Raw genomic sequence first — 21,950 nt, 5'->3', positions numbered from 1 at the left:
GGCATAACAGTTCGGCTCAACTGTACTGGATTGTACATGGCCTTCCTCGTGCTGTCGGTGCTGTACTGGGGCCTGAATGAACAAAGGGTATGGCCATGGAAAAAGCAACAAGCGGGTGGATCAACGGGTTTATCGGCGTCGCCATCTTTGCCGGCTCGTTACCGGCTACACGGGTGGCTGTGGCGGCTTTCGAGCCCACTTTCCTGACCTGTGCCAGAGCGTCCATCGCCGGCCTGCTGGGTGCCCTCGTACTGATCTTGCTGCGGCAGCCTCGCCCGCAACGCGCTGACTTGCTGCCGTTGGCCGTGACTGCACTGGGCGTGGTGATCGGGTTTCCGCTACTGACGGCATTGGCCCTGCAGCACATCAGTTCTGCCCATTCCATCGTGTTCGTGGGGCTTTTACCCCTGTGCACCGCCGGGTTTGCGGTACTGCGTGGCGGGGAGCGGCCGCGGCCGTTGTTCTGGCTGTTCTCGTTTGCAGGTGCCGGGTTGGTCGCAGGCTACGCATTGCTCAATGGCGCCGAAGCGTCGGCAAGCGGTGACCTGCTGATGTTGGCGGCGGTGCTGGTTTGCGGGTTGGGTTATGCCGAGGGCGCGCGCCTCTCAAGAAGGCTGGGGGGCTGGCAGGTGATCAGCTGGGCCTTGATCGTGGCGCTGCCGCTGATGCTGCTGCTGACCATCACCAACCTGCCAACCGCGGATGTGTTGGCCAGGGCAGGCGCCCCTGCATGGTTCAGCTTCGGCTACGTGTCCCTGTTCAGCATGCTGATCGGCTTCGTGTTCTGGTACCGGGGCCTGGTGCAGGGTGGCATTGCGGCCGTGGGCCAACTGCAATTGTTGCAGCCCTTCATGGGGCTTGGCCTGGCAGCCGTGTTGCTGCATGAACACGTCAGCTGGATGATGCTGGTGGTCACGCTGGGGGCGGTGATGTGTGTGGCCGGGGCAAGGAAATACGCCCACTAGCCGAACCGGCTCAGCGAGGGCCGGCCTGGTCCTTGAGCCATTGCAGCACGGTACCAAGCGCTTTGGGTTGCTGCAGCTTGCGTGGCCATACCAGGTAGAACGACTTGTCGAGCCGCAACGCATGGTCGAACACCTGGCTCAGCCTGCCAGCGGCGATGTCCTCGTTGACAAAGGCCAGGCTGGCCAAGGCAATGCCCTGCCCGCTGATGGCGGCGTCGATAGCCAGCGAGGTCTGGTTGAAGCGCAGATTCCGGGCGCTGGGTTGACCGTGCTGGGGGAACAACTCGGCCAGGAACCTGGGCCAGAAATCGTGGGCGTCGTGCAGCATGACGAACGCTTGCAATTGCGCGAAGCTAGTGGGCGCGTGGCCTCCCTCGAACAGGGCCGGGCTGGCTACAGCGACAATCCGCTGCTCCATCAACCGCTCACAGTTCAGCCCCGCGCCGACGTCCGGGTTGCCATAGCGCACGGCAACATCCACGCTGTCAGTGCCGAAGTGCGACAACCGATCGGTCGCCAACACCCGCAAATCGATGTCTGGGTGGCGCTCGGCAAACGCGCCGAGCCGGGGTATCAGCCATTTCGAGGCAAAGGTCGGGGTCACGCTGACCGTCAGGTGGGCAGCCTGTGGCCGGAGCAGGCGCGTCGCCTCATCGATCATGGCCAGGGCGTTGCGGATGCTGGCACTGTAGCCAAGGCCCGCATCGGTCAGCGCCAGGCCGCGGGGCAGGCGCTCGAACAGGCGCAGGCCAAGGCTCGCTTCCAGCCCGCGTACCTGTTGTGCGACAGCTGCCTGGGTCACGCCCAGCTCCTCGGCCGCCAGCCGGAAGTTCAGGTGGCGGGCGACCACTTCAAAAACACGTAGCGCGTTAAGCGAGGGCAACGCTGGGAAACCGTCTGGCATGGCTGTGGCATGGCTACCGAATCAAGGGGGCGGATGCCTTCTTACACTGGCACCCGGTGGAAACCTGGACGCGGTGAAGGCGCATGGGGCTGATGCTACTCCCCGTGCCCCCGTGAAGATACCTTGGCTCAAGCGCCGAGTGCGGCCAGCACCTCTTGCAGCTTACCCCGGGTCGCCGCCGTGCACGCCTGCATAGGGGCGCGCAACTCATCGCCAATCAGGCACTGCAGCATCAATGCCGCCTTGACCACAGCGGGGTTGGGCTCGGCAAAGGCCATTTTCAGCCATGGCAGCAGTTGGTAGAAAGTACCGCGTGCCGCCGCCCAGTCACCTGCGTCCACCTGGCGCAGCATGCGCACGTAAAGGTCCGCCCGCACATGCGCCGAAGCCGAAATGGCCCCCGCGCCCCCCAGGCACAGGTTGTTGAAGATCTGCAGGTCTTCACCGGCCAGCACCTGGGCGTTGCCGTCCTGGATCAGCGCCAGGGTGGTTTGCAGGTCGCCACTGCAGTCCTTGACCGCAGCAATGCGCGGGTGGCGCACGATACGCAGCAGGGTTTCCTGCTCGATGCGTACGCCGGTACGGTAAGGTATGTCGTAGACGATCACCGGCACGCGGGCCGCATCGGCGACGCTGCGGAAGAAGGCTTCGATACCCGCTTGCGAAGGGCGGATATAGCACGGTGCGGGAACCAGCAGTCCGCCCAGCGGCCGCTGCTGGACCTGCGCCTGGAAGGCCAGCAGTTCATCCAGGTTGTAACCCGACAACCCCATCACCACCCTCCCCGGCTCCACCCAGCCCAGCACGGCATCCAGCACCGCCAGTTGCTCGGCCTTGGACAGCGCCGCAGCCTCGCCCGTAGTACCGCACACCACAAAACCGGCCACGCCCTCTTCGAGCAAATGCTTCACCAGCTTTTCCAGCCCGGCGAAGTCGATTTCATTCGCGCGCATGGGCGTGACGAGGGCGATCCAGATACCACGGAAATTCGACATGCAAAAACTCCTGATGTTGACCGAAAGTCAGCGTCAGCAGGCGAAGAGTGGAGGAAGTCGGGCGGGGTTGCCTGGAGCCTTCTGTCTCGTCAGCCCACCTGACGAGACAGCGCGCCTCGGTCAGATGAGCGGCTGTTTCTTGGATTTCTTGGCAACGGCAACGCACGCACCAGCCTGGGCGAAGCCCGAAGCGAAGATGGCGTGGTTGGTCATGGACATACTGGCAAGCCCGTTGCGTGGAGATGGCTGGATAATGGTAGGGGAAGCAGATACCTGTCAAGCCTGCCGGTTTGATCGAATGTGCGCCGCAGGTGTCTATTGGCAGGCGCATTGCGCCCAGTGCTGTATGGTTACCGGTTACGCAAAATCAGATGCCCGGAGACAAGCATGCTTCGTATTTTTGAGCGCAGGCTCGACCCCTTCCCGCCCGACGAGGTGCCACCGCCGCCCATGGGGCTGTTGCGCTTCATGTGGGCCTGTACGCGCGGCGCCCGTGGTTACATCCTGGTGCTGGCATTGCTCAGTGCCGGGGTATCGGTCTATGAGGCCTGGCTGTTCGCCTTCCTTGGCCAGGTAGTGGACCTGCTGGCCGCCTGGCAGGCGGGCAGCACGGTCAGCCCCGAGGAAAGCCGCGTGCTGTGGGGCATCGGTATCGTGCTGGTGGTCAGCGTCGGGCTGGTGGCCTTGCGCACCATGGTGCAACACCAGGTGCTGGCAATCAATTTGCCGCTACGGTTGCGCTGGGACTTCCATCGGCTGATGCTGCGCCAGAGCTTGTCGTTCTTCTCCGACGAATTTTCTGGCCGGGTCACCACCAAGGTGATGCAGACAGCACTGGCAGTACGCGACGTGTTGTTCACCCTTATCGAGATCCTGCCCGGGATCGGCGTGTACTTCATCGCGATCATCGCCCTGGCCGGTGGTTTTGCCCTGAAACTGATGCTGCCCTTCATTGCCTGGGTGCTGTTGTTCGGCCTGGCCATGCTGTATTTCGTCCCCCGCCTGGGCAAGGTCGGGCAGGAACAGGCCAATGCCCGCTCGTCGATGACTGGGCGGGTTTCCGACGCCTATACCAACATCACCACGGTGAAACTGTTCTCCCACTCAAACCGTGAAGCGCATTTCGCGCGTGCCGCCATGGAGGATTTCAAGCAGACCGGCTTTCGCCAAATGCGCCTGGTCAGCCTGTTCGAAATCGTCAACCAGGCGCTGGTCGTGGCCTTGATCATGGGCGCTGGCGGTTATGCACTGTGGCTGTGGCACCAGGGCCAGGTCGGCGCCGGTGCGGTAGCCGCGATCACCGCCATGGCCCTGCGGATCAACGGCATGTCGCACTGGATCATGTGGGAGATCACTTCGCTGTTCGAGAACATCGGTATTGTACAGGACGGCATGGGCACCCTGACCCGCGGCCCCAAGGTGCAGGATGCAGCGGATGCGACCACGCTGGTGAGCAAAGGTGGCGCAGTCAGTTTTGACCAGGTCAGTTTCAACTACAACGGCGAGCGCCAGGTGCTCAACGACTTGACCCTGCACATACGCCCCGGCGAGAAAGTCGGCCTGGTGGGGCGCTCGGGTGCCGGTAAGTCCACCTTGATCAACCTGTTGCTGCGCTTCTATGACGTGGACCAAGGTGAAATCCGCATCGACGGGCAGAACATTGCCAAGGTCACCCAAGACAGCCTGCGCAGTGCCATCGGCATGGTCACCCAGGACACCTCACTGCTGCACCGCTCGATTCGCGACAACATTGCCTATGGCCGCCCGGATGCGACCGACGCGCAGATTCGTGCCGCCGCCGCCAATGCCCAGGCCGCCGGGTTCATCGACCAGCTCAGCGACCGCCAGGGCAACAGTGGTTACGACACGCTGGTGGGCGAGCGCGGTATCAAGCTGTCTGGGGGTCAGCGCCAGCGCATTGCCATTGCCCGGGTGATGTTGAAGAACGCACCGATCCTGCTGCTGGACGAAGCCACCAGTGCGCTGGACTCGGAAGTGGAAGTGGCGATTCAGGAGAGCCTGGATGAAATGATGCAGGGCAAGACGGTCATCGCCATTGCCCACCGCTTGTCGACGATCGCGGCCATGGACCGGCTGATCGTGATGGACGAGGGGCGCATCATCGAGCAAGGCACGCATGCCGAACTGCTGGCCAAACAAGGGACTTACGCCCGGCTGTGGCAGCACCAGAGTGGCGGCTTCCTGGGCGAAGACCAAGGTATGGCCGACGCTCTGTAGACCCGGCGGCCTGCGGTGCTGGGCTCAACCCAGCACCGGCCGCAACAATGCCTGGGCCTCGTACAATGCCGGTAGATAGCGCAAGCGGATTTCATCCATGCTCAAGCGTGAGGCATGGGTGGTAATGGTCAGCGTCGCCTGCAACTGGCCGGTGCGGTCCAGCAACGGCACACCCAGCACGCGCATGCCGATTTCATATTCCTGGTCGACGATGCAAAACCCTTGCGCCTTCACCCGCTGCAACTCGGCCTGCAGCAGCACAGGGTCAGTCTGCGTATATGGCGTCAAGGCCTGCAGCGCAATGCGCGCAAAGTATTCAGCCTGCGCGCCCTCCCCCAGCCAGGCCAGCCACACCCGCCCCCCGGCCGTGCAATACATCGGCACCCGCGAACCTGGCCGGATCGATAACGACGTCACATGGCTGTAGCGGCTGCGCACCAGGTGAATGATTTCGTCCCCATCGCGGGTGCCCACCGACACATGCTCCTGAGTCTGCCGCGCCACCTGCTCGATGATCGGCCGCAGCATGCGCGGCAATTGCGCCGAGTCGACATAGGCCTGCCCAAGGCGCAAGGCCTTGGGTGTAAGCCAGTACTCACGGCTGTCGGTCTGGGCGAAGCCCTCATGCACCAAGGTCAGCAGAAAACGCCGTGCAGCGCTGGGGGTGAGGCCTGACAGGCGGGCGGCTTGCGGCACACTGAGGCGCGGCTGCTCGGCACTGAACACCTGCATCAGCGCCAGGCCCTTTTGCAGGCCGGCGATAAGGTCGCGGGGATGAATGACGGGGGTGGGCATGCCTTACCTCAGTGCGGGAAGCTAATCGGGCCGATCAATGCGATAAACGGAGCATGGTTGCGATTATCGCATCAACTCACCGCCAAGCGCATTGTTGTCTGCGTTGTACTGCCTCAACCTTGGTGCCACAACAACGCCAATAATGAGGTCAGCATGATTCGTGGTTCCACTGAACTGGTCGCCATCGTCGGTGCCCCCATCGCCCAGGTGAAGTCCCCGGAAAACTTCAACACCTGGTTCGCCAACCACCACCGCGATGTCGCCATGCTGCCCATCGACTTGCACGAGGCAGCGCTGGACAGCTTTGTCGGTGCCCTGCGCGGTTGGCAAAACCTGCGCGGTTGCGTGGTCACCGTGCCGTACAAGCAGGCCTTGGCCAAGCGCCTGGATGCCCTGAGCGAACGCGCTGCGGCCCTGGGCTCGGTCAATGTGGTGCGCCGCGAGCGTGACGGCCGTTTGCTGGGTGACAACGTTGACGGCGCCGGCTTCCTCGGCGCTGCGCGCAAGCACGGCTTCCTGCCTGCGGGCAAGCGTGCACTGGTGATGGGCTGTGGTGGTGTCGGCAGCGCCATCGCCTATGCCTTGGGCGAGGCCGGCATCGCCAGTATTACCCTCAGCGACCCCAGCAGCGAGCGCCTGGGCGCACTGTGCGACCTGCTTGGCACTGCCTTCCCCGGGCTCACGGTCCACACCGCGTTCAATGGGCTCGAAGGCTTCGACCTGCTGGCCAATGCCTCTGCGGTAGGCATGGGCAGCCGTGCCGAGTTGCCGTTGTCCGCCGCCGTGCTGGCCACCTTGCTGCCCGAAACCCTGGTAGCCGACGTGGTCACTGCGCCCGAGATGACTCCGCTGCTCAACCGCGCCCGGCAGGTTGGCTGCAAGATCCAGACAGGGCCGGAAATGGCCTTTGCCCAACTCGGCCATCTGGGCGCCTTCATGGGCGTGACGCCGCTGGAGATCTGAAGCCATGCCAACTCATGAAGCAACACCACACAGCTACGATCTGGTTGTGCTGGGCAGTGGCGCCGGCGGCTTAGCCACCGCTGCTACGGCCGCCTGCCGTGGGCTGAAAGTGCTGGTAGTGGAGAAGGCCGGGCACTTCGGTGGCACTTCGGCCATTTCTGGCGGCGCCGTGTGGCTGTACGGCACCGACCAGGCGCGCGCGGCGGGGGCCGAAGACTCCCCCGAGGCCATGCGCACCTACCTCAGACACGTGATTGGTGACGGCTACGACGCAGCCCTGGCCGACGCCTTCATCGAGCAAGGTCACCAGGCGCTGCGTTGGCTGGAGCAACACACCGAATTGCGCTATACCCTGCGCCCGCACTCGCCGGATTACTACCCGCACGCCCCCGGCGCCACCGAGTTTGGGCGCGCGCTGGAAATGGTCGAATACGACGGCAGGCGACTCGGTGTGCATTTCAAAGCGCTGCAGATGCCACCGCCCGGCATGCTGCTGTTCGGCGGCATGATGGTCAACCGCGTGGACATCCAGCACTTTCTCAGCATACGCCGCTCAGCCCGGTCACTGTGGCACTGCCTGAAGCTGTTGGCCCGCTATGGGCGGGACAGGCTGCAGCACCCGCGCGGCACGCGGCTGACGACCGGTAACGCACTGGTCGCCCGGCTCGCCACCAGCGCTTTCGCCCGTGGCACGCAACTGTGGTTGAACAGCGCAGCCGTGGAGCTTATCACCGAGCGCGGCAGGGTCACCGGCGTGGTAATACAGCGTGACGGGCGCCATGAACGGGTAATGGCCCGAGGCGGCATGGTGTGCGCCATGGGTGGGTTCGCCGCTGGCGCGCTGGCCGCCAGCTACCGCCCAGCGCAAGCGGGCGCGCACCTGAGCATGTCACCGCCGAGCAACGACGGTGCCGCACTGCGCCTTGGCCAGGCAGTGGCCGCCGCGGTTGGCGACGGCCTGGCGGCGAACTTCTTCTGGGCACCGGTTTCCGAACTGCGCCATGCCGACGGTCGCCACGAACGTTTCCCGCACCTGGTGACCGACCGCGCCAAACCGGGCGTGATTGCGGTAGACGCCAGCGGCCGGCGCTTCGTCAACGAATCCGACTCGTACCACCATTTCGTGCAGACCATGTTCGCCAAAGGCATCAGCAGTTGCTGGCTGGTGTGTGATGGCCAGGCGATGCACCGCTATGGCCTGGGCCTGGCGCGGCCCAGCCCCGTGAACAACCAGGCGCTTGTCGATGCCGGCTACCTGTACCGGGCCACCACAGCGCAAGCCCTGGCCCAGGCCATCGGCGTGGACCCGGAGGGGCTTGCCCGCACCCTCGAGCAGTTCAACCGTGATGCCGCCACGGGCACAGACCGTGCATTCGGCAAAGGCGGCAACAGCTACAACCGCTACATGGGCGACCCGCAGCACCAACCCAACCCCTGCCTGGCGCCGCTTACCCGCGCGCCGTTCTACGCCATCCGCCTCCACACCGGCGACCTCGGTTCGGCCTGCGGCCTGGTCACCAACACCGATGCCAATGTACTGAACCGCGACGGTCAGCCCATCGCCGGGTTGTACGCGGTTGGCAACGACATGAACTCACTGATGAAAGGCACCTACCCCGGGCCCGGCATCACCCTGGGCCCGGCCCTGACGTTCGGCTGGCTCGCTGCCAACCACATCGCTGCGCGCCTGCAGGCGCCCACCATCCCCACAGAGACCCCAGCATGTACTACGAACTGAGAACCTACACCCTCGACCCCCTGAAAATGGCCGACTGGCTCGCGCTGTACCAGAGCCACGCGCTGGAGGTGCAGAGCGAACATTTGGGCAACCTGGTGGGCTTTTTCACCAGCGAGTTCGGCGACGTCAACCAGGTGGTGCATATCTGGGGCTATACCAGCCTGGACGAGCGCATGGCGCGCCGAGCGGCCATGGCGGCGGACCCACGCTGGGCGGAGTTCTCGCGGCGCAACCGGGAGCTGGGGGCAGTCGTGCGCCTGCACTCACGGCTGATGCGGCCGACCGGTTTTTCGCCCTTGCAGTAAACCCTGCACACCCCTTCTGACCGCCCTTACGGAACAACGCCATGCAACCTCTGCAATGCGACGTATTGGTCATCGGCGCTGGTGCCGCTGGCCTGGCAGCCGCCGTCACCGCAGCACACCATGGCCAGCAGGTCATCATCGCCGAAAAGGCCACCCACCTGGGTGGCACCAGCGCCTGGTCGGGCGGCTGGCTGTGGATACCCCGCAACCCGCTGGCTGTTGCCGAGGGCATCGTCGAGGCAGGCGACGCCCCGGAGCGCTACCTGCGCGCGCAAGCCCATGTCAGTGAACTGGATGCGCGCCAACAGGCGTTTCTGCACCACGGCCCGGAAATGGTGGCGTTTTTCCAGCGGCACACTGCCGTGCAGTTTCAAAGCGGCAGCCGCATGCCCGACATGCACGCAGGTGACGGCAGTGCGCACGGCGGCCGCTCGCTGTGCGCACTGCCCTACGACGGGCGCCGGCTGGGGCCTTGGCTGCACAAGCTGCGCCCGCCGCTGGACATTGTCAGCCTGGCCGGCATGGGCATTGCCGGGGGCGCCGACATGGCCGCCTTCTTCAACGCCACCCGCTCGCCCAAGGCGGCCATGCATGTCGGCAGGCGGCTGCTGCGCCATGGCCGCGATCTGCTGCTGCACCGTCGCGGCCAGCAGCTGGTCAATGGCAACGCGCTGGTGGCACGCCTGCTGCGCAGTGCGCTCGATCTGGGCGTGACCGTGCTGACCGGCAAAGCGGCCACGCGCCTGCTGGGCTCAGGCCGGGTCGGCGGCGCACAGTTTGCCGACGGCCAGGTGATTCATGCGCGCCGTGGCGTGGTGCTGGCTTGCGGGGGCTTCCCGCATGATCGTCAGCGTATTGCGCAACTGGTGCCGCATGCGCCGCAGGGTCACCAGCATTATTCTGCCGCGCCCCGGGAAAACACCGGGGACGGCCTGCGCCTGGGCGAACAGGCCGGTGGCCAGGTAGATACCTGCGGTGCCCATGCCGGGGCCTGGGCGCCCGTGTCGCAGGTGCCACGCCGCGATGGCAGTCATGGCCACTTTCCACACCTGATCGACCGCGCCAAACCCGGTTTCATTGCTGTACGCAGCGATGGCCGGCGCTTCGCCAACGAGGCCGATTGCTACCACGACTTCATGAATGCATTGTTCGCCGCCACCCCGCAGGGCGAGCCGGCGCAGGCCTGGCTGATCTGCGACCATGCCGCGCAACGGCGCTATGGCATTGGCTGGGCCAAACCCTTTCCGTTCCCCACCCGCATCTACCAACGCTGTGGCTACTTGCACAAGGGCGACAGCCTGGCCCAGCTGGCACAGCGCTGTGGCATCGATGCGGCGCAGTTGCAGTGCACGGTGGCGGCGTTCAACCAGCATGCGGCGCAGGGCCTGGACCCCGTTTACGGCCGCGGCGCGTCAGCCTATAACCGCGCCCAAGGGGAACCCTTGCACGGGCCCAACCCCTCGCTACGGCCCCTGCTGAACGGGCCGTTCTACGCGGTCAGGCTGTTGCCTGGCAGCCTTGGCACTTTTGCCGGCCTGGCAACAGACGCGGCCGCCCGGGTGCTGAACGAGCAGGCGCAGCCCATTCCCGGGCTGTATGCGGTGGGCAACGATATGCACAGCGTGATGGGCGGGCACTACCCGAGCGGCGGTATTACCCTGGGGCCGGGGATGACCTTTGGCTATATCGCTGGCATGGCGTTGAGCAGTTCCGGGGCGGGTTTGCCCGACCTGCTGCATCCCTTGCCAGCGCCATTCAACGCTGTCTAAAGCCGCTATCAGGCGAAGCGGGCGCGCGCCGCATGCAGCTTCTTGTAGCTCTCGATCAACCGCAGGTGCCGGTCAAGGCCTTCGAGCTTCATGCTGGTCGGGGTCAGGCCATGGAAGCGGATGCTACCGTCAACCGAGCCCAGCACCGCGTCCATGCGCGCATTGCCGAACATGCGGCGGAAGTTGGCCTCGTAGTCGCCCAGCTCCAGTTCGTCATCCAGTTGCACCTCCAGCACCACATTCAGCGCCTGGTAAAACAGGCCACGCTCGACGGTGTTGTCGTTGAACTGCAAGAACGCCTCGACCAGCTCCTTGGCCTCCTCGAAGCGCTGTACGGCCAGGCAGATCAGCAGTTTGAGCTCAAGAATGGTCAGTTGGCCCCAGGCAGTGTTCTCGTCGAACTCCACGCCGATCAGCGTGGTGATGGTGGTGTAGTCATCGACATCGCAGTTGTCCAGGCGCTTGAGCAGCAGTTTCAGCGAGCGGCTGTCGAGGCTGTGCAGGTTGAGGATGTCGGCACGGAACGCCAGGGCGCGGTTGGTGTTGTCCCAGATCAGGTCCTCGACCGGGTAGATCTCGGAATAACCTGGCACCAGGATACGGCAGGCTGTGGCGCCCAGGTTGTCGTACACCGCCATGTACACTTCCTTGCCCATGTCTTGCAGAATGCCGAACAGCGTGGCGGCCTCCTGCTGGTTGGAGTCCCCGCCGTGGCCAGAGAAGTCCCACTCGACGAACTCGAAGTCGGCCTTGGCGCTGAAGAAACGCCACGACACCACCCCGCTGGAATCAATGAAGTGTTCGACGAAGTTGTTCGGTTCGGTCAGCGCATGGCTTTCGAAGGTAGGTTGCGGCAGGTCGTTCAGGCCCTCGAAGCTGCGCCCCTGCAGCAGTTCGGTAAGGCTGCGCTCCAGCGCCACTTCCAGGCTTGGGTGGGCGCCGAACGAGGCGAAAACGCCACCGGTGCGCGGGTTCATCAGGGTCACGCACATGACCGGGAACTCACCCCCCAGCGAGGCATCCTTGACCAGTACCGGGAAGCCCTGCGCTTCCAGGCCCTGGATACCCGCAAGGATGGCCGGGTACTTGGCCAGGACTTCGTGCGGCACATCCGGCAGGCACAATTCGCCTTCGAGGATTTCACGCTTCACCGCCCGTTCGAAGATTTCCGACAGGCACTGCACCTGCGCCTCGGCCAGGGTGTTGCCAGCGCTCATGCCGTTGCTGAGGAACAGGTTTTCGATCAGGTTGGACGGGAAGTAGACCACTTGCTGGTCAGACTGGCGCACGAACGGCAGCGAGCAGATCCCGCGCGCCGTGTTGCCCGAGTTGGTGTCGTACAGGTGAGAGCCACGCAGCTCGCCATCGGGGTTGTAGATTTCCAGGCAATGCGCATCGAGAATCTCGGCCGGCAGCGCGTCGCGCGGGCCGGGCTTGAACCACTGCTCGTCGGGGTAATGCACGAACGCGGCATTGGCCAGGTCTTCGCCCCAGAACTGGTCGTTGTAGAAGAAGTTGCAGTTCAGGCGTTCGATGAACTCGCCCAGCGCCGAGGCCAGTGCGGCCTCCTTGGTAGCGCCCTTGCCGTTGGTGAAGCACATGGGCGACTGCGCGTCGCGAACGTGCAGCGACCACACATTGGGGACGATATTGCGCCATGAGGCGATCTCGATCTTCATCCCCAGCCCGGCGAGAATGCCCGACATGTTGGCGATGGTCTGCTCCAGCGGCAGGTCCTTGCCAGGGATGCAGGTGCTGGTATCGGACACCGGCATCAGCAAGCCCTGCGCATCGGCGTCGAGGTTGTCGACCACCTCGATGACGAACTCCGGGCCGGTCTGCACCACTTTCTTCACCGTGCAGCGGTCGATGGAACGCAGGATACCCTGACGGTCCTTTTCGGAAATGTCCTCGGGCAGTTCCACCTGGATCTTGAAGATCTGGTTGTAGCGGTTTTCCGGGTCGACAATGTTGTTCTGCGACAGGCGGATGTTTTCTGTCGGTATGTCGCGGGTCTGGCAGTAAAGCTTGACGAAGTAAGCCGCACACAAGGCCGAAGACGCCAGGAAGTAGTCGAACGGGCCCGGGGCCGAACCATCGCCTTTGTAGCGGATCGGCTGGTCGGCGATCACCGTGAAGTCGTCGAACTTCGCTTCGAGGCGCAGATTGTCGAGAAAGTTAACCTTGATTTCCATGCGGGATTACCGTGATTTAAGCGTGCAAGACGAAATTGGCCGGCATTATCCGGGTTTTTACCGCGTACGTCCTGCCTGGCTGCCCAGTTGCGCATTCCAACGAATTACTTGCCTGATTCTCTGAACCTTCGACCCGCTTCAAACCGGTGGCCGCTGGCCTGTGCTAGCGTTTCCCCACCGGGGAACAATGTATTCCCCACCCGACATGACCCCGCGACAACAACCGATGACTGGCAGGTGAACCATGGAACTACGCATCAACCAGAAGACCTACCAGGTCGAGGCGGACGCCGACACGCCCCTGTTGTGGGTGATCCGCGATGACCTGGGGCTGACCGGCACCAAGTATGGCTGCGGCCTGGCCCAGTGCGGCGCGTGTTCGGTACTGGTCGACGGCAACGTGGTCCGTGCCTGCGTCACCCCGGTGGCCGGCGTGGTCGGCCGCGAGGTCACCACCATCGAAGCGATCGAAGCCGACCCGGTCGGCCAACGGGTGGTCACGGCGTGGGTCGACCACCAGGTGGCTCAGTGCGGCTACTGCCAGTCCGGCCAGGTGATGGCGGCCACCGCGCTGCTCAAGCACACGCCCAAACCCAGCGCCGAGCAGATCGAGGCAGCCATGGTCAACCTGTGTCGCTGCGGCACCTACAACGCCATCCATGCCGCCATGCACGACTTGGCCCAAGGGGAGCAGGCCTGATGAACACACCCGTCGATACCCCTGCCGAACTGCTCGCCCTGCAGCGCGGCGAAACGGTCAACCTGTCACGCCGTCGCTTCCTCGCCGGCACTGCCGTGGGCGCCCTGGTGCTGGGCTTCGGCCTGCCGGTGGGCGTGCCGCGGGTACAAGCCGCGGCCGCGGCCACAGCAGAACGCGGCACCCAAGTGCCGGCGTTTCTGGAAATTCGTCCAGACGGTACGGTGCGCCTGCTCAGCCCGTTCATGGAAGGCGGCCAGGGCCCGTTCACCGCCATGGCCCAGATCGTCGGTGAAGAGCTGGACGTGGACCCCGCGCACTTCGTGGTCGAAAGCGCGCCACCCGGCGAAGCCTATGTGGTGATGGAAAACGGCATGCGGATTACCGGCGGCAGCATGTCGGTACGCATGAGCTACCCCACCATGCGCCGCCTGGGCGCCCTCGCCCGGGCCATGTTGCTGCAGGCTGGCGCCGAAAAACTGGGGGTGCCGGTGGCCGAACTGTCGAGCACCCCGGGTAACGTGGTACATACCACGAGCGGCCGCTCGGTGCCTTACGGCGAACTGGCCGGGCGGGCCATGGACCTGCCGGTACCCGACCCGGCCAGCGTCAAGCTGCGCGACCCTGGCCAGTTCCGCTGGATCGGCAAGCCGGTTCGGCGCCTGGATGCCTACGACAAATCCACCGGCAAAGCCCAATACTGCATCGACATCAAGGTGGACGGCATGCTCCAAGCCGCCGTGCAGCATGCGCCGCGCCTGGGCATGACCGTTGGCAGCCTGCGTAACGAAGGCCAGGTCAAGGCCATGAACGGCGTGCACTCGGTGCATCAGTTGCCAGGGGCGGTAGCGGTGGTCGCTGAACGCTGGTGGCACGCCAAGCGCGCCGTCGAAGCCCTTCAAGTCGACTGGCAAGAGCCCGCCGCCGACAGCACCCTGCGGGCGATGCCGGCTGATTTTTCCAGCGACGGCTGGCGCGAGCACCTGGCCACGGTCGATGGCCCGGCGCGCGATGAAGAAAACGAAGGCGATGTAGCGGGTGCCTTGGCCAATGCCAAGACCCGGGTCGAGGCCAGCTACCACAACCAGTACCTGAACCATGCCCAGCTGGAGCCACCGTCGGCCCTTGCCCGCTTCAATGCCGATGGCACGCTGGATGTCTGGCTGCCCAACCAGGCGCCGGACATGTTCCGCGACGACATCGCCCAACGCACCGGCCTGCAAACCAGCCAGATCAACCTGCACTCGCCACTGTTGGGCGGCTTCTTCGGCCGCCACTTCCTGTACGAATCGGCCAACCCCTACCCGCAGGCCATTGCCCTGGCCAAGGCGGTGGGCCGGCCAGTCAAACTGATCTGGAGCCGCGAAGAAGAGTTTCTGCGTGATGTACTGCGCCCGGTCGCCGTGGTGAAGTTCCGCGCAGGGCTCGATGCCGACGGCCTGCCGGTGGCCATCGAAGCGGTCAGCGCCACCGAAGGCCCTACCGAGGCCCTGGCGGGCAAGCAGGGCGACAAGGTCGACCCCACCGCGCTTGAGGGGCTGTCGGGCAAGGCCTATGCCATCGCCAACAAACGCATTGCCCAGATCTATGTCAAAGGCCCGGCCATGCTCGGCTACTGGCGCTCGGTGGGCAACTCGCTGAACGACTTCTTCTATGAGTCGTTTCTAGACGAACTGGCCGACAAAGGTGGCAAGGACCCGTTCGAACTGCGCTTGCACCTGCTGCGCGACAACCCCAGGCTGACCACCCTGCTGAACGCGGTCGCCGACTTGTCCGGGGGCTGGAAGCGCGGGCCATTCACCGCCGAAGATGGCAGCAAGCGGGCCCGTGGCGTGGCCATGGCCTCGCCCTTCGGCTCGCACGCAGCCGTCATCGCCGAAGTGTCGGTGGAGAACGGACAGGTCAAGGTGCACGATATCTGGCAGGCCATCGACCCCGGCAGTATCGTCAACCCGGCCATCATCGAGCACCAGGTCAATGGGGCGGTGGCGTTGGGCCTGTCGCAGACGCTGGTGGAAGAAGCAGTCTACGTGGATGGCAAGCCGCGCGCGCGCAATTACGACCTGTACCCGATCCTGCCGCCTTCGCGCATGGCACGGGTACATGTACGCATTGTCGAAAGCGGGGCGAAGATGGGCGGCATTGGCGAACCGCCACTGCCCGCAGTCGCACCGGCAGTGGCCAACGCGGTGGCGCAACTGACCGGCCAGCGCGTACGCAGCCTGCCAATGAGCCGCCACACCTTCAGCTGACGCACAAGGATTGCCCCATGACCCATCGTTTCGCAAGAACCGCTGGTTGGCTGGCGCTGCCGTGCCTGATCGCGGCGGGCCTGCTGACCTGGTATGTCACCCGCGAGCCCGCTTCGCCGTTCACCGACGCGCAGGCCGACACCGCCGCCGCAGCGCTGGTCAGCCGTGGCGAATACGTGGCCCGGCTCAGCGACTGCGTCGCCTGCCATAGCCTGCCAGAGGGCCAACCGTTCGCCGGCGGGCTACAAATGGCCACCCCGCTGGGGGCCATTCATGCCACCAACATCACCCCCGATCGCGACACTGGCATCGGCGCCTACAGCCTGGCGGACTTCGACCGCGCCGTGCGCCACGGCGTGGCACCCGGTGGCCGGCGCCTGTACCCGGCCATGCCCTACCCCTCGTACGCCAAACTCAGCGATGACGATGTAAAGGCCCTGTATGCGTTCTTCATGCACGGCGTGCAGCCGGCCAAGCAAGCCAACCTGCCCAGCGATATCCCTTGGCCGCTGAACCTGCGCTGGCCCATTGCGCTGTGGAACGGCCTGTTTGCCCCGACCGCGCCGTACACCGCCCAGGCGGGGCAGGACGCGCAGTGGAACCGAGGTGCCTACATCGTCCAGGGCCCTGGCCACTGCGGCAGTTGCCACACGCCGCGTGGTTTGGCGTTCAACGAAAAGGCCCTGGACGACAGCGGCACAGCGTACCTGGCCGGGGCATTGCTCGATGGTTGGTATGCACCGAGCCTGCGTGCGGACCACAACACGGGGCTGGGGCGCTGGAGCGAAGCTGAAATCGCCCAGTTCCTCAAGACCGGCCGCAACCGCCATGCCGTGGTATTCGGTTCGATGACCGAGGCATTCAACAACTCCACCCAGTTCATGACTGACGACGACCTGGCCGCCATCGCCCATTACCTGAAGTCGCTGCCCGGTGACCCTCAGCGCGATGGCGCGCCCTGGCAGTACCAGGCGGTGTCGGCTGCCGAGCGGCTGGACACCCCCGGGGCGCACACCTACGTGACCCGCTGCGCGTCGTGCCATGGCCTGGACGGCAAGGGCCAGGCGCAGTGGATGCCACCACTGGCCGGGGCTACGTCGGCTTTAGCCAAAGAAGACGCGTCGGCGATCAATATCACCTTGAACGGTTCACAGCGGGTAGTGTCTGCTGGAGTGCCTGATGCTTACCGTATGCCGGCCTTCCGCGAGCAACTGGGGGACAAGGAGGTCGCCGAGGTGCTGACGTTCGTGCGCTCGGCCTGGGGCAACCAGGGCGGCGCGGTCGACGCGCAGGCGGTAAGCAAGTTGCGCGGGCACACCGACCCGGCCAGCAGTAGCCCCATCATCTTGCATATGCGCTGAAGGGGGCATGCCTGAGCCAACCTTCTCGACAGTGTTGTAACGGAGTTTCCATGGAAAGCATCGACCTGCTGGTGCTGCGCACCACCCGCGACTGGCTTGCCGGCGGCCACCGCGCCCTGCTTGCCACGGTCGCCCGTACGTGGGGTTCTTCACCGCGCCCGGTCGGCTCGATGATGGCGCTGCGCAGCGATGGCCGGGTGGTTGGCAGCGTATCCGGTGGCTGTATCGAGGACGACCTCATCCACCGCTACACCAGCGCCTATGGCGGCCCCGGCATGCCCAGCAGCCAGCCGCAGGTGGTGCGCTACGGCGTCAGCGCCGACGAAGCCCACCGTTTCGGCCTGCCCTGCGGTGGCACCCTTGAACTGGTGCTGGAGTTCGCACCCGCGTTGTCGCACCTGGAACAACTGCTGGCCAGCCTGGACAGCGGCAACCTGATGTGTCGCGAACTCGACTTGCACACGGGTGCTGCCAGCCTGGTTGCCACCGCTACCCCACAACTGTTCAGGTTTGATGGCCAGCGCCTGTTCAGTACCCTTGGGCCTGGTTACCGCCTGCTGCTGATCGGTGCCGGCGCCCTGGCCGAGTACCTTGCAACCATGGCCCTGTTCAACGGCTTCAGTGTCTCGTTGTGCGACCCGCGCCCGGAATACACGGCAGGCTGGAGCATCCCCGGCGTTACCCTGCTGCCAGGCATGCCGGACGATGTTGTCCGGGCCTTCAAGGCAGATGTGCGCAGCGCCATCGTTGCCGTCAGCCATGACCCAAAGCTGGACGACCTGGCCTTGCTCGAAGCCTTGCACAGCCCGGCCTTCTACATTGGCGCCATCGGCTCGCGGCGCAACAGCCAGCTGCGCCGTGAGCGGCTGATCGAGCATTTCGGCGAAAGCGAAGCGTCGCTGCAGCGTTTGCATGGGCCGATAGGCATCTATATCGGCAGCAAGACCCCGGCGGAAATTGCCGTCAGCGTGATGGCCGAGCTGCTCGCGGCGAAGAATGACGTCCGTTTGCCTGGCGCGGTCAACGTCAGTAACGCCAAGGAAGCCGAGCAGCTGGCCCGGGCGCTGTAGCACCGGCCAGCGCAGGGCCTGTCATTGCCATTGCTCCATGTTCTGCTTCAACAACTGCTGCGGCAGGGCGCCGCCCACGATCTTGGCCATTTCCCGGGCCAGTGCCGCGCGCAGCTGTGGCTGGTTGCAGGCTGAATTACGCGAAATGGCCAAGTACAACCCTTCACTGGAGACCGGTGGCTGCAGTACCTGCACGGCACCACCAATACCCAGCGTGCGCGCCAGGGCCATGCCTGGGTACTGCTCGTAAACCACGTAGGCACTGCGCTTGTGCACCAGTTTCTCGAACGCCTGGCGAGCAGTGGGTACCGCTTCGAGCGTGAGATGAGCCTGCGCATACTCGTCGAACTGCTGGCCATGGCTGTTGTTCACCAGCGTACCGCCCTTGCGGCCCTTCAGGTCCGCCCATTGCCGGTAGGCAAAGGCGTCACCCTGGCGCACCCAGACCACGCTGGGGGTGGCCAGGAACGGTGGCTCGATGAAGTCCATCTGCTGTTGCCTTGCCTCGGTGCGAAAGTACCCGGCCAGAAGGTCGATCCGCCCAGTGCGCACTTCTTCCTGCGCCCGTGACCACGGCCCCGCGTAAACCACGTCGATCTCCAGCCCGAGCTGCTTGCCCAGGTGCTTGAGCAAATCGGCATTGGCACCCATCAACTGCTGCGGATTGCGTGGATCGCGCCACAGGTAAGGCGGGTATTCCGGGTTACCGGTGGCGGTCAGCCGCCGGCATGTTTCATCGGCTACCGCCGCCAGGGGCAGCAGCATCAGGCACAACAAGGGCAAGGCGTGGCGCAGGCGACGCTTGATCATCAACGACCCTCGGCAGTTGTAACTTCGCCGCCCCGCTGGGTGACCAATGGCTTGAGCAATGCTGGTCAGCTGCATCAGGTGTGGGGCTGTATACAGTCTGGACCATCAGAGGCCGACTAGCGGTCCTTTTATGGGCATAAAAAGTAGTGCGGCCCAACGCCGACAAGCCGGGCTCCCACAGGAGCAGTGCAGACCTCTAGCTGTGCGCGCCCCTGTGGGGGCTGATGGGCTGCCAGTAGGGCTTAACTGGCCTGCCGCTTGGCGGCCTTCTTGGCGATGGCCTTCATGCGCGTGGCCGCCCGCTGCACCGTCGCCATCTTCTCGGGGCGCTTCATGCCCCGCCATTTGCGGATTTCCTCGCGGGTACGGCCGCAGCTCACGCACAACTCACTGTTGAGCTGGCACAGCGAAACGCAGGGGTTGTCGATGTCTTTGGCCATATGCCGTTCAGCCGGGTAATTCAGCCCGCGCGCGCTCGCCGGCATCATTGAACACTTTGCGCACTTCATCGGCCTTGGCCTTGTTACCCGAGTGGGCGGCCAACAGTTCTTCGACTACGCGCAGGCCCTGTTCCAGGGCCGTCGCCAATTGCTCAGCGTCGCAAGCGTCAGCGATATCCCCGAGGTAAGGCGCGATGAGGTAAACGTACCGGTCTTGCAGCTTGAGCGCTTCCAGCGCATCGAGAGCATGCTGGAACCGCTCGGCTGCGGCAGGGCTCATGCTCAGTTTATCGAAATGAATCAGGCTCACACGGTCAGTGGCCATTATTACGAATCTCCGTTTCCTGGTACGGCCGGGCCCGCACGCGACAGCGCTTCTACGGTGCTTGATGTGCGGCCCCGGGTAATGCCCACCAGCGTACCAGAAGCCGAGACAGAAAGGGCCATTGCCCCCAGAACTAAAAGTATCTGCCAAGTCGCGCAAGGGCAGCCCCAGGACGCTATCGGGACAGGCGCCGGCGCCGGCCGCGCAGGATAATCCGCCAGCACTTCACCCCGCCGAGGCCGGCAACGGCCTCGGTAGCCCACACAACTACAAGCCTGTACGAACAGGTAAGCCAAACAGGGGCGTCAGCATTCATGGTAAAGGAACACATCAACGAAACACTCGACCTTGGCGTTACAGACCCCTCGAAAACCGCAGAAGCCCGCCAGGACCGGCGTTTCGAGGGCAAGCTGGACTGGGTAGTCTTCGGTTTCACCAGCATCCTGGCCATCGCTTTCGTGCTCTGGGGCTTCATCAACCAGGCCAGCCTGGCGCGCAGCGCGTCCACTGCGCAATCGTGGGTCATTCTCAATTTTGGCTGGTTTTTCGTACTGACCTCCACCCTGTTCGTGGTGTTCGTGCTGTGGCTGGCCGCCAGCCGCTACGGGCGGGTACCGCTTGGCCGCGATGGCGAACAGCCTGAGTTTCGCACGGTGTCCTGGGTGGCGATGATGTTCAGTGCCGGCATGGGTATCGGCCTGATGTTCTTCGGCGTGGCCGAGCCGCTGTCGCACTACGTGTCACCGCCGCCCGGCTCGGCCAGCGGGCAGACCAGCGAAGCGATGCAGGTTGCCATGGCGACCACCCTGTTCCACTGGACCTTGCACCCTTGGGCCATGTACGCCATCGTCGGCCTGGTCATCGCCTACGGTACCTTCCGCCGGGGCCGCTCACAGTTGATTTCTGCGGCCTTCAGGCCGTTGATCGGCAAGCACGCCAACGGGCCGCTTGGCCGCCTGATCGACATGATGGCAATCTTCGCCACGCTGTTCGGCTCGGCGGCCTCGCTGGGCCTGGGCGCCCTGCAGATCGCCGGCGGGTTGGAATACAACGGCTGGATCGAGAGCCCCGGCAAGCTGTTCTACATCTCCATCATCACCCTGCTGACCATCGCCTTCGTCTCGTCGGCGGTATCGGGCATCGGCAAGGGCATCCAGTGGTTGTCCAACATCAACATGGTGCTAGCCCTGGTGCTGGCGCTGTTCGTGTTCATGGTCGGCCCGACCCTGCTCATGCTGAACCTGCTGCCGACCTCGCTCGGCATCTATATCAAGATGCTGCCGGAAATGATGGCCCGTACCAACGCCAGCGGTGGCGAGCAGATGAACAGCTGGCTGGCCGGCTGGACAGTGTTCTATTGGGCCTGGTGGATTTCCTGGACGCCGTTCGTGGGCATGTTCATTGCCCGCATCAGCCGTGGCCGCACCATCCGCCAGTTCGTTACCGGCGTGCTGCTGGTGCCGAGCCTGGTCAGCCTGGTGTGGTTCACCATCTTCGGCGGCGCGGCCGTCGATGCCCTGCGCGAAGGTGCTTTCCAGCTGGCCAACGGGGCAGTCAACAGCAACCATGCGTTGTACCAGTTGCTGGACAGCTACCCACTGGCCTCGGCGACGTCAGTGCTGGTGATGGTGCTGGTGGGTATCTTCTTCGTCTCCGGCGCCGACGCAGCGTCGTTGGTGATGGGCACCCTGTCGGAGCACGGGACCACCGCGCCTTCGCGGCGCACGGTGATCTTCTGGGGCGCATTGACCGGGACGGTCGCGGCCATCATGTTGGCGATCGGCGACCCACGGGACCCTGGCGAAGCGCTGACCGGGCTACAGAACCTCACGATCGTGGTGGCCCTGCCGTTTGTGGTAGTGATGGTGCTGCTTTGCCTGGCGCTGTACCGCGACCTGCGCAAGGACCCGATGATGCTGCGCCAGCTGCGCGGCAACGAGTTGATCGAAAAAGCCGTGCTGTATGGGGCGGTGAAGCATGGCGAAGAGTTCTATATCGTGGTGCAGGAGAAAAAGGCGTCGGTCAAGACGGCTGAGGCTGCGAGCGAAACCGCAAACACCTGAACCCGCGCAGCGGTAACGGCTACTAAGCGTTATTGGGGCTGCTTTGCAGCCCTTCGCGGGCGCGC

At 64.5% G+C, this 21,950-nt stretch carries 18 protein-coding genes; 11 read left to right on the top strand and 7 right to left on the bottom strand.

Annotated features, from left to right (window positions below):
- Window positions 1–95: 95 nt before the first annotated feature.
- Window positions 96–965, top strand: a complete 870-nt coding sequence (locus GEV39_RS10250) for a DMT family transporter (RefSeq protein WP_173888710.1) — start codon at window positions 96–98, stop codon at window positions 963–965.
- 10 nt (window positions 966–975) lie between these two features.
- On the opposite strand, the gene GEV39_RS10245 is transcribed toward GEV39_RS10250, so the two are convergent.
- Window positions 976–1,869, bottom strand: a complete 894-nt coding sequence (locus GEV39_RS10245) for a LysR substrate-binding domain-containing protein (protein ID WP_173888708.1) — start codon at window positions 1,867–1,869, stop codon at window positions 976–978.
- Window positions 1,870–1,997: 128 nt separating this feature from the next.
- Entirely contained in the window at window positions 1,998–2,864 is an 867-nt protein-coding gene (gene dapA / locus GEV39_RS10240) for a 4-hydroxy-tetrahydrodipicolinate synthase (protein ID WP_173888706.1), read from the bottom strand.
- Window positions 2,865–3,251: 387 nt separating this feature from the next.
- On the opposite strand from dapA, the gene GEV39_RS10235 reads away from it, so the two are divergent.
- Window positions 3,252–5,102 carry an ABC transporter ATP-binding protein gene (locus GEV39_RS10235; RefSeq protein ID WP_173888704.1) on the top strand — a complete coding sequence of 617 codons (1,851 nt, stop codon included), beginning with the start codon at window positions 3,252–3,254 and terminating at the stop codon, window positions 5,100–5,102.
- A gap of 24 nt (window positions 5,103–5,126) precedes the next feature.
- Here the strand turns inward: GEV39_RS10235 and GEV39_RS10230 are convergent, their stop codons facing one another.
- Window positions 5,127–5,897 (bottom strand): IclR family transcriptional regulator domain-containing protein, encoded by a 771-nt coding sequence (locus GEV39_RS10230; protein ID WP_173888702.1) that lies wholly within the window; start codon window positions 5,895–5,897, stop codon window positions 5,127–5,129.
- A 153-nt stretch (window positions 5,898–6,050) separates the two neighbouring features.
- Between GEV39_RS10230 and GEV39_RS10225 the strand changes: the two genes are divergently transcribed.
- The 4 genes from GEV39_RS10225 to GEV39_RS10210 are packed head-to-tail and all read left to right on the top strand — an operon-like array spanning window position 6,051 to window position 10,672.
- Complete coding sequence (locus GEV39_RS10225; RefSeq protein ID WP_173888700.1) at window positions 6,051–6,860, top strand: shikimate dehydrogenase family protein; 810 nt, start codon at window positions 6,051–6,053, stop codon at window positions 6,858–6,860.
- Between the two features lie 4 nt (window positions 6,861–6,864).
- Window positions 6,865–8,598 (top strand): FAD-dependent oxidoreductase, encoded by a 1,734-nt coding sequence (locus GEV39_RS10220; RefSeq protein WP_173888698.1) that lies wholly within the window; start codon window positions 6,865–6,867, stop codon window positions 8,596–8,598.
- Complete coding sequence (locus GEV39_RS10215) at window positions 8,583–8,903, top strand: NIPSNAP family protein (RefSeq protein ID WP_173888696.1); 321 nt, start codon at window positions 8,583–8,585, stop codon at window positions 8,901–8,903. Before GEV39_RS10220 ends, GEV39_RS10215 begins: the two co-directional genes overlap by 16 nt.
- A 41-nt stretch (window positions 8,904–8,944) precedes the next feature.
- On the top strand, window positions 8,945–10,672 hold the full coding sequence (locus tag GEV39_RS10210; protein ID WP_173888694.1) for an FAD-dependent oxidoreductase: 1,728 nt from the start codon (window positions 8,945–8,947) through the stop codon (window positions 10,670–10,672).
- An 8-nt stretch (window positions 10,673–10,680) separates the two neighbouring features.
- Here the strand turns inward: GEV39_RS10210 and GEV39_RS10205 are convergent, their stop codons facing one another.
- On the bottom strand, window positions 10,681–12,867 hold the full coding sequence (locus GEV39_RS10205) for an OsmC domain/YcaO domain-containing protein (protein ID WP_173888692.1): 2,187 nt from the start codon (window positions 12,865–12,867) through the stop codon (window positions 10,681–10,683).
- A gap of 244 nt (window positions 12,868–13,111) precedes the next feature.
- Here GEV39_RS10205 and GEV39_RS10200 point away from each other — a divergent pair, with 244 nt between their 5' ends.
- The 4 genes from GEV39_RS10200 to GEV39_RS10185 are packed head-to-tail and all read left to right on the top strand — an operon-like array spanning window position 13,112 to window position 18,247.
- Entirely contained in the window at window positions 13,112–13,567 is a 456-nt protein-coding gene (locus GEV39_RS10200) for a (2Fe-2S)-binding protein (RefSeq protein ID WP_173888690.1), read from the top strand.
- Window positions 13,567–15,816 (top strand): xanthine dehydrogenase family protein molybdopterin-binding subunit, encoded by a 2,250-nt coding sequence (locus tag GEV39_RS10195; protein WP_173888688.1) that lies wholly within the window; start codon window positions 13,567–13,569, stop codon window positions 15,814–15,816. Before GEV39_RS10200 ends, GEV39_RS10195 begins: the two co-directional genes overlap by 1 nt.
- A gap of 17 nt (window positions 15,817–15,833) precedes the next feature.
- Window positions 15,834–17,177: a c-type cytochrome gene (locus GEV39_RS10190; RefSeq protein WP_173888686.1), complete on the top strand. Its 1,344-nt coding sequence runs from the start codon at window positions 15,834–15,836 to the stop codon at window positions 17,175–17,177.
- A 50-nt stretch (window positions 17,178–17,227) separates the two neighbouring features.
- Window positions 17,228–18,247 (top strand): XdhC family protein, encoded by a 1,020-nt coding sequence (locus GEV39_RS10185; RefSeq protein ID WP_173888684.1) that lies wholly within the window; start codon window positions 17,228–17,230, stop codon window positions 18,245–18,247.
- Window positions 18,248–18,268: 21 nt separating this feature from the next.
- Here the strand turns inward: GEV39_RS10185 and GEV39_RS10180 are convergent, their stop codons facing one another.
- The 3 genes from GEV39_RS10180 to GEV39_RS10170 all read right to left on the bottom strand — a co-directional run bounded on the left by GEV39_RS10180 (window position 18,269) and on the right by GEV39_RS10170 (window position 19,822).
- Window positions 18,269–19,057 (bottom strand): substrate-binding periplasmic protein, encoded by a 789-nt coding sequence (locus tag GEV39_RS10180; RefSeq protein ID WP_173888682.1) that lies wholly within the window; start codon window positions 19,055–19,057, stop codon window positions 18,269–18,271.
- A gap of 242 nt (window positions 19,058–19,299) precedes the next feature.
- Entirely contained in the window at window positions 19,300–19,497 is a 198-nt protein-coding gene (locus GEV39_RS10175) for a DUF1289 domain-containing protein (RefSeq protein WP_173888680.1), read from the bottom strand.
- Between the two features lie 7 nt (window positions 19,498–19,504).
- Window positions 19,505–19,822 (bottom strand): hypothetical protein, encoded by a 318-nt coding sequence (locus GEV39_RS10170; RefSeq protein ID WP_173888678.1) that lies wholly within the window; start codon window positions 19,820–19,822, stop codon window positions 19,505–19,507.
- Between the two features lie 314 nt (window positions 19,823–20,136).
- Here GEV39_RS10170 and GEV39_RS10165 point away from each other — a divergent pair, with 314 nt between their 5' ends.
- The gene (locus GEV39_RS10165) at window positions 20,137–21,885 is read left to right on the top strand and encodes a BCCT family transporter (RefSeq protein WP_173888677.1); all 1,749 of its coding nucleotides are present in this window, start codon (window positions 20,137–20,139) and stop codon (window positions 21,883–21,885) included.
- Window positions 21,886–21,950 lie beyond the last annotated feature (65 nt).

The organism is Pseudomonas sp. NY5710 (assembly GCF_013305665.1).
GTDB lineage: Bacteria > Pseudomonadota > Gammaproteobacteria > Pseudomonadales > Pseudomonadaceae > Aquipseudomonas > Aquipseudomonas juntendi.
This window is presented reverse-complemented; position numbering and strand designations above follow the sequence as displayed.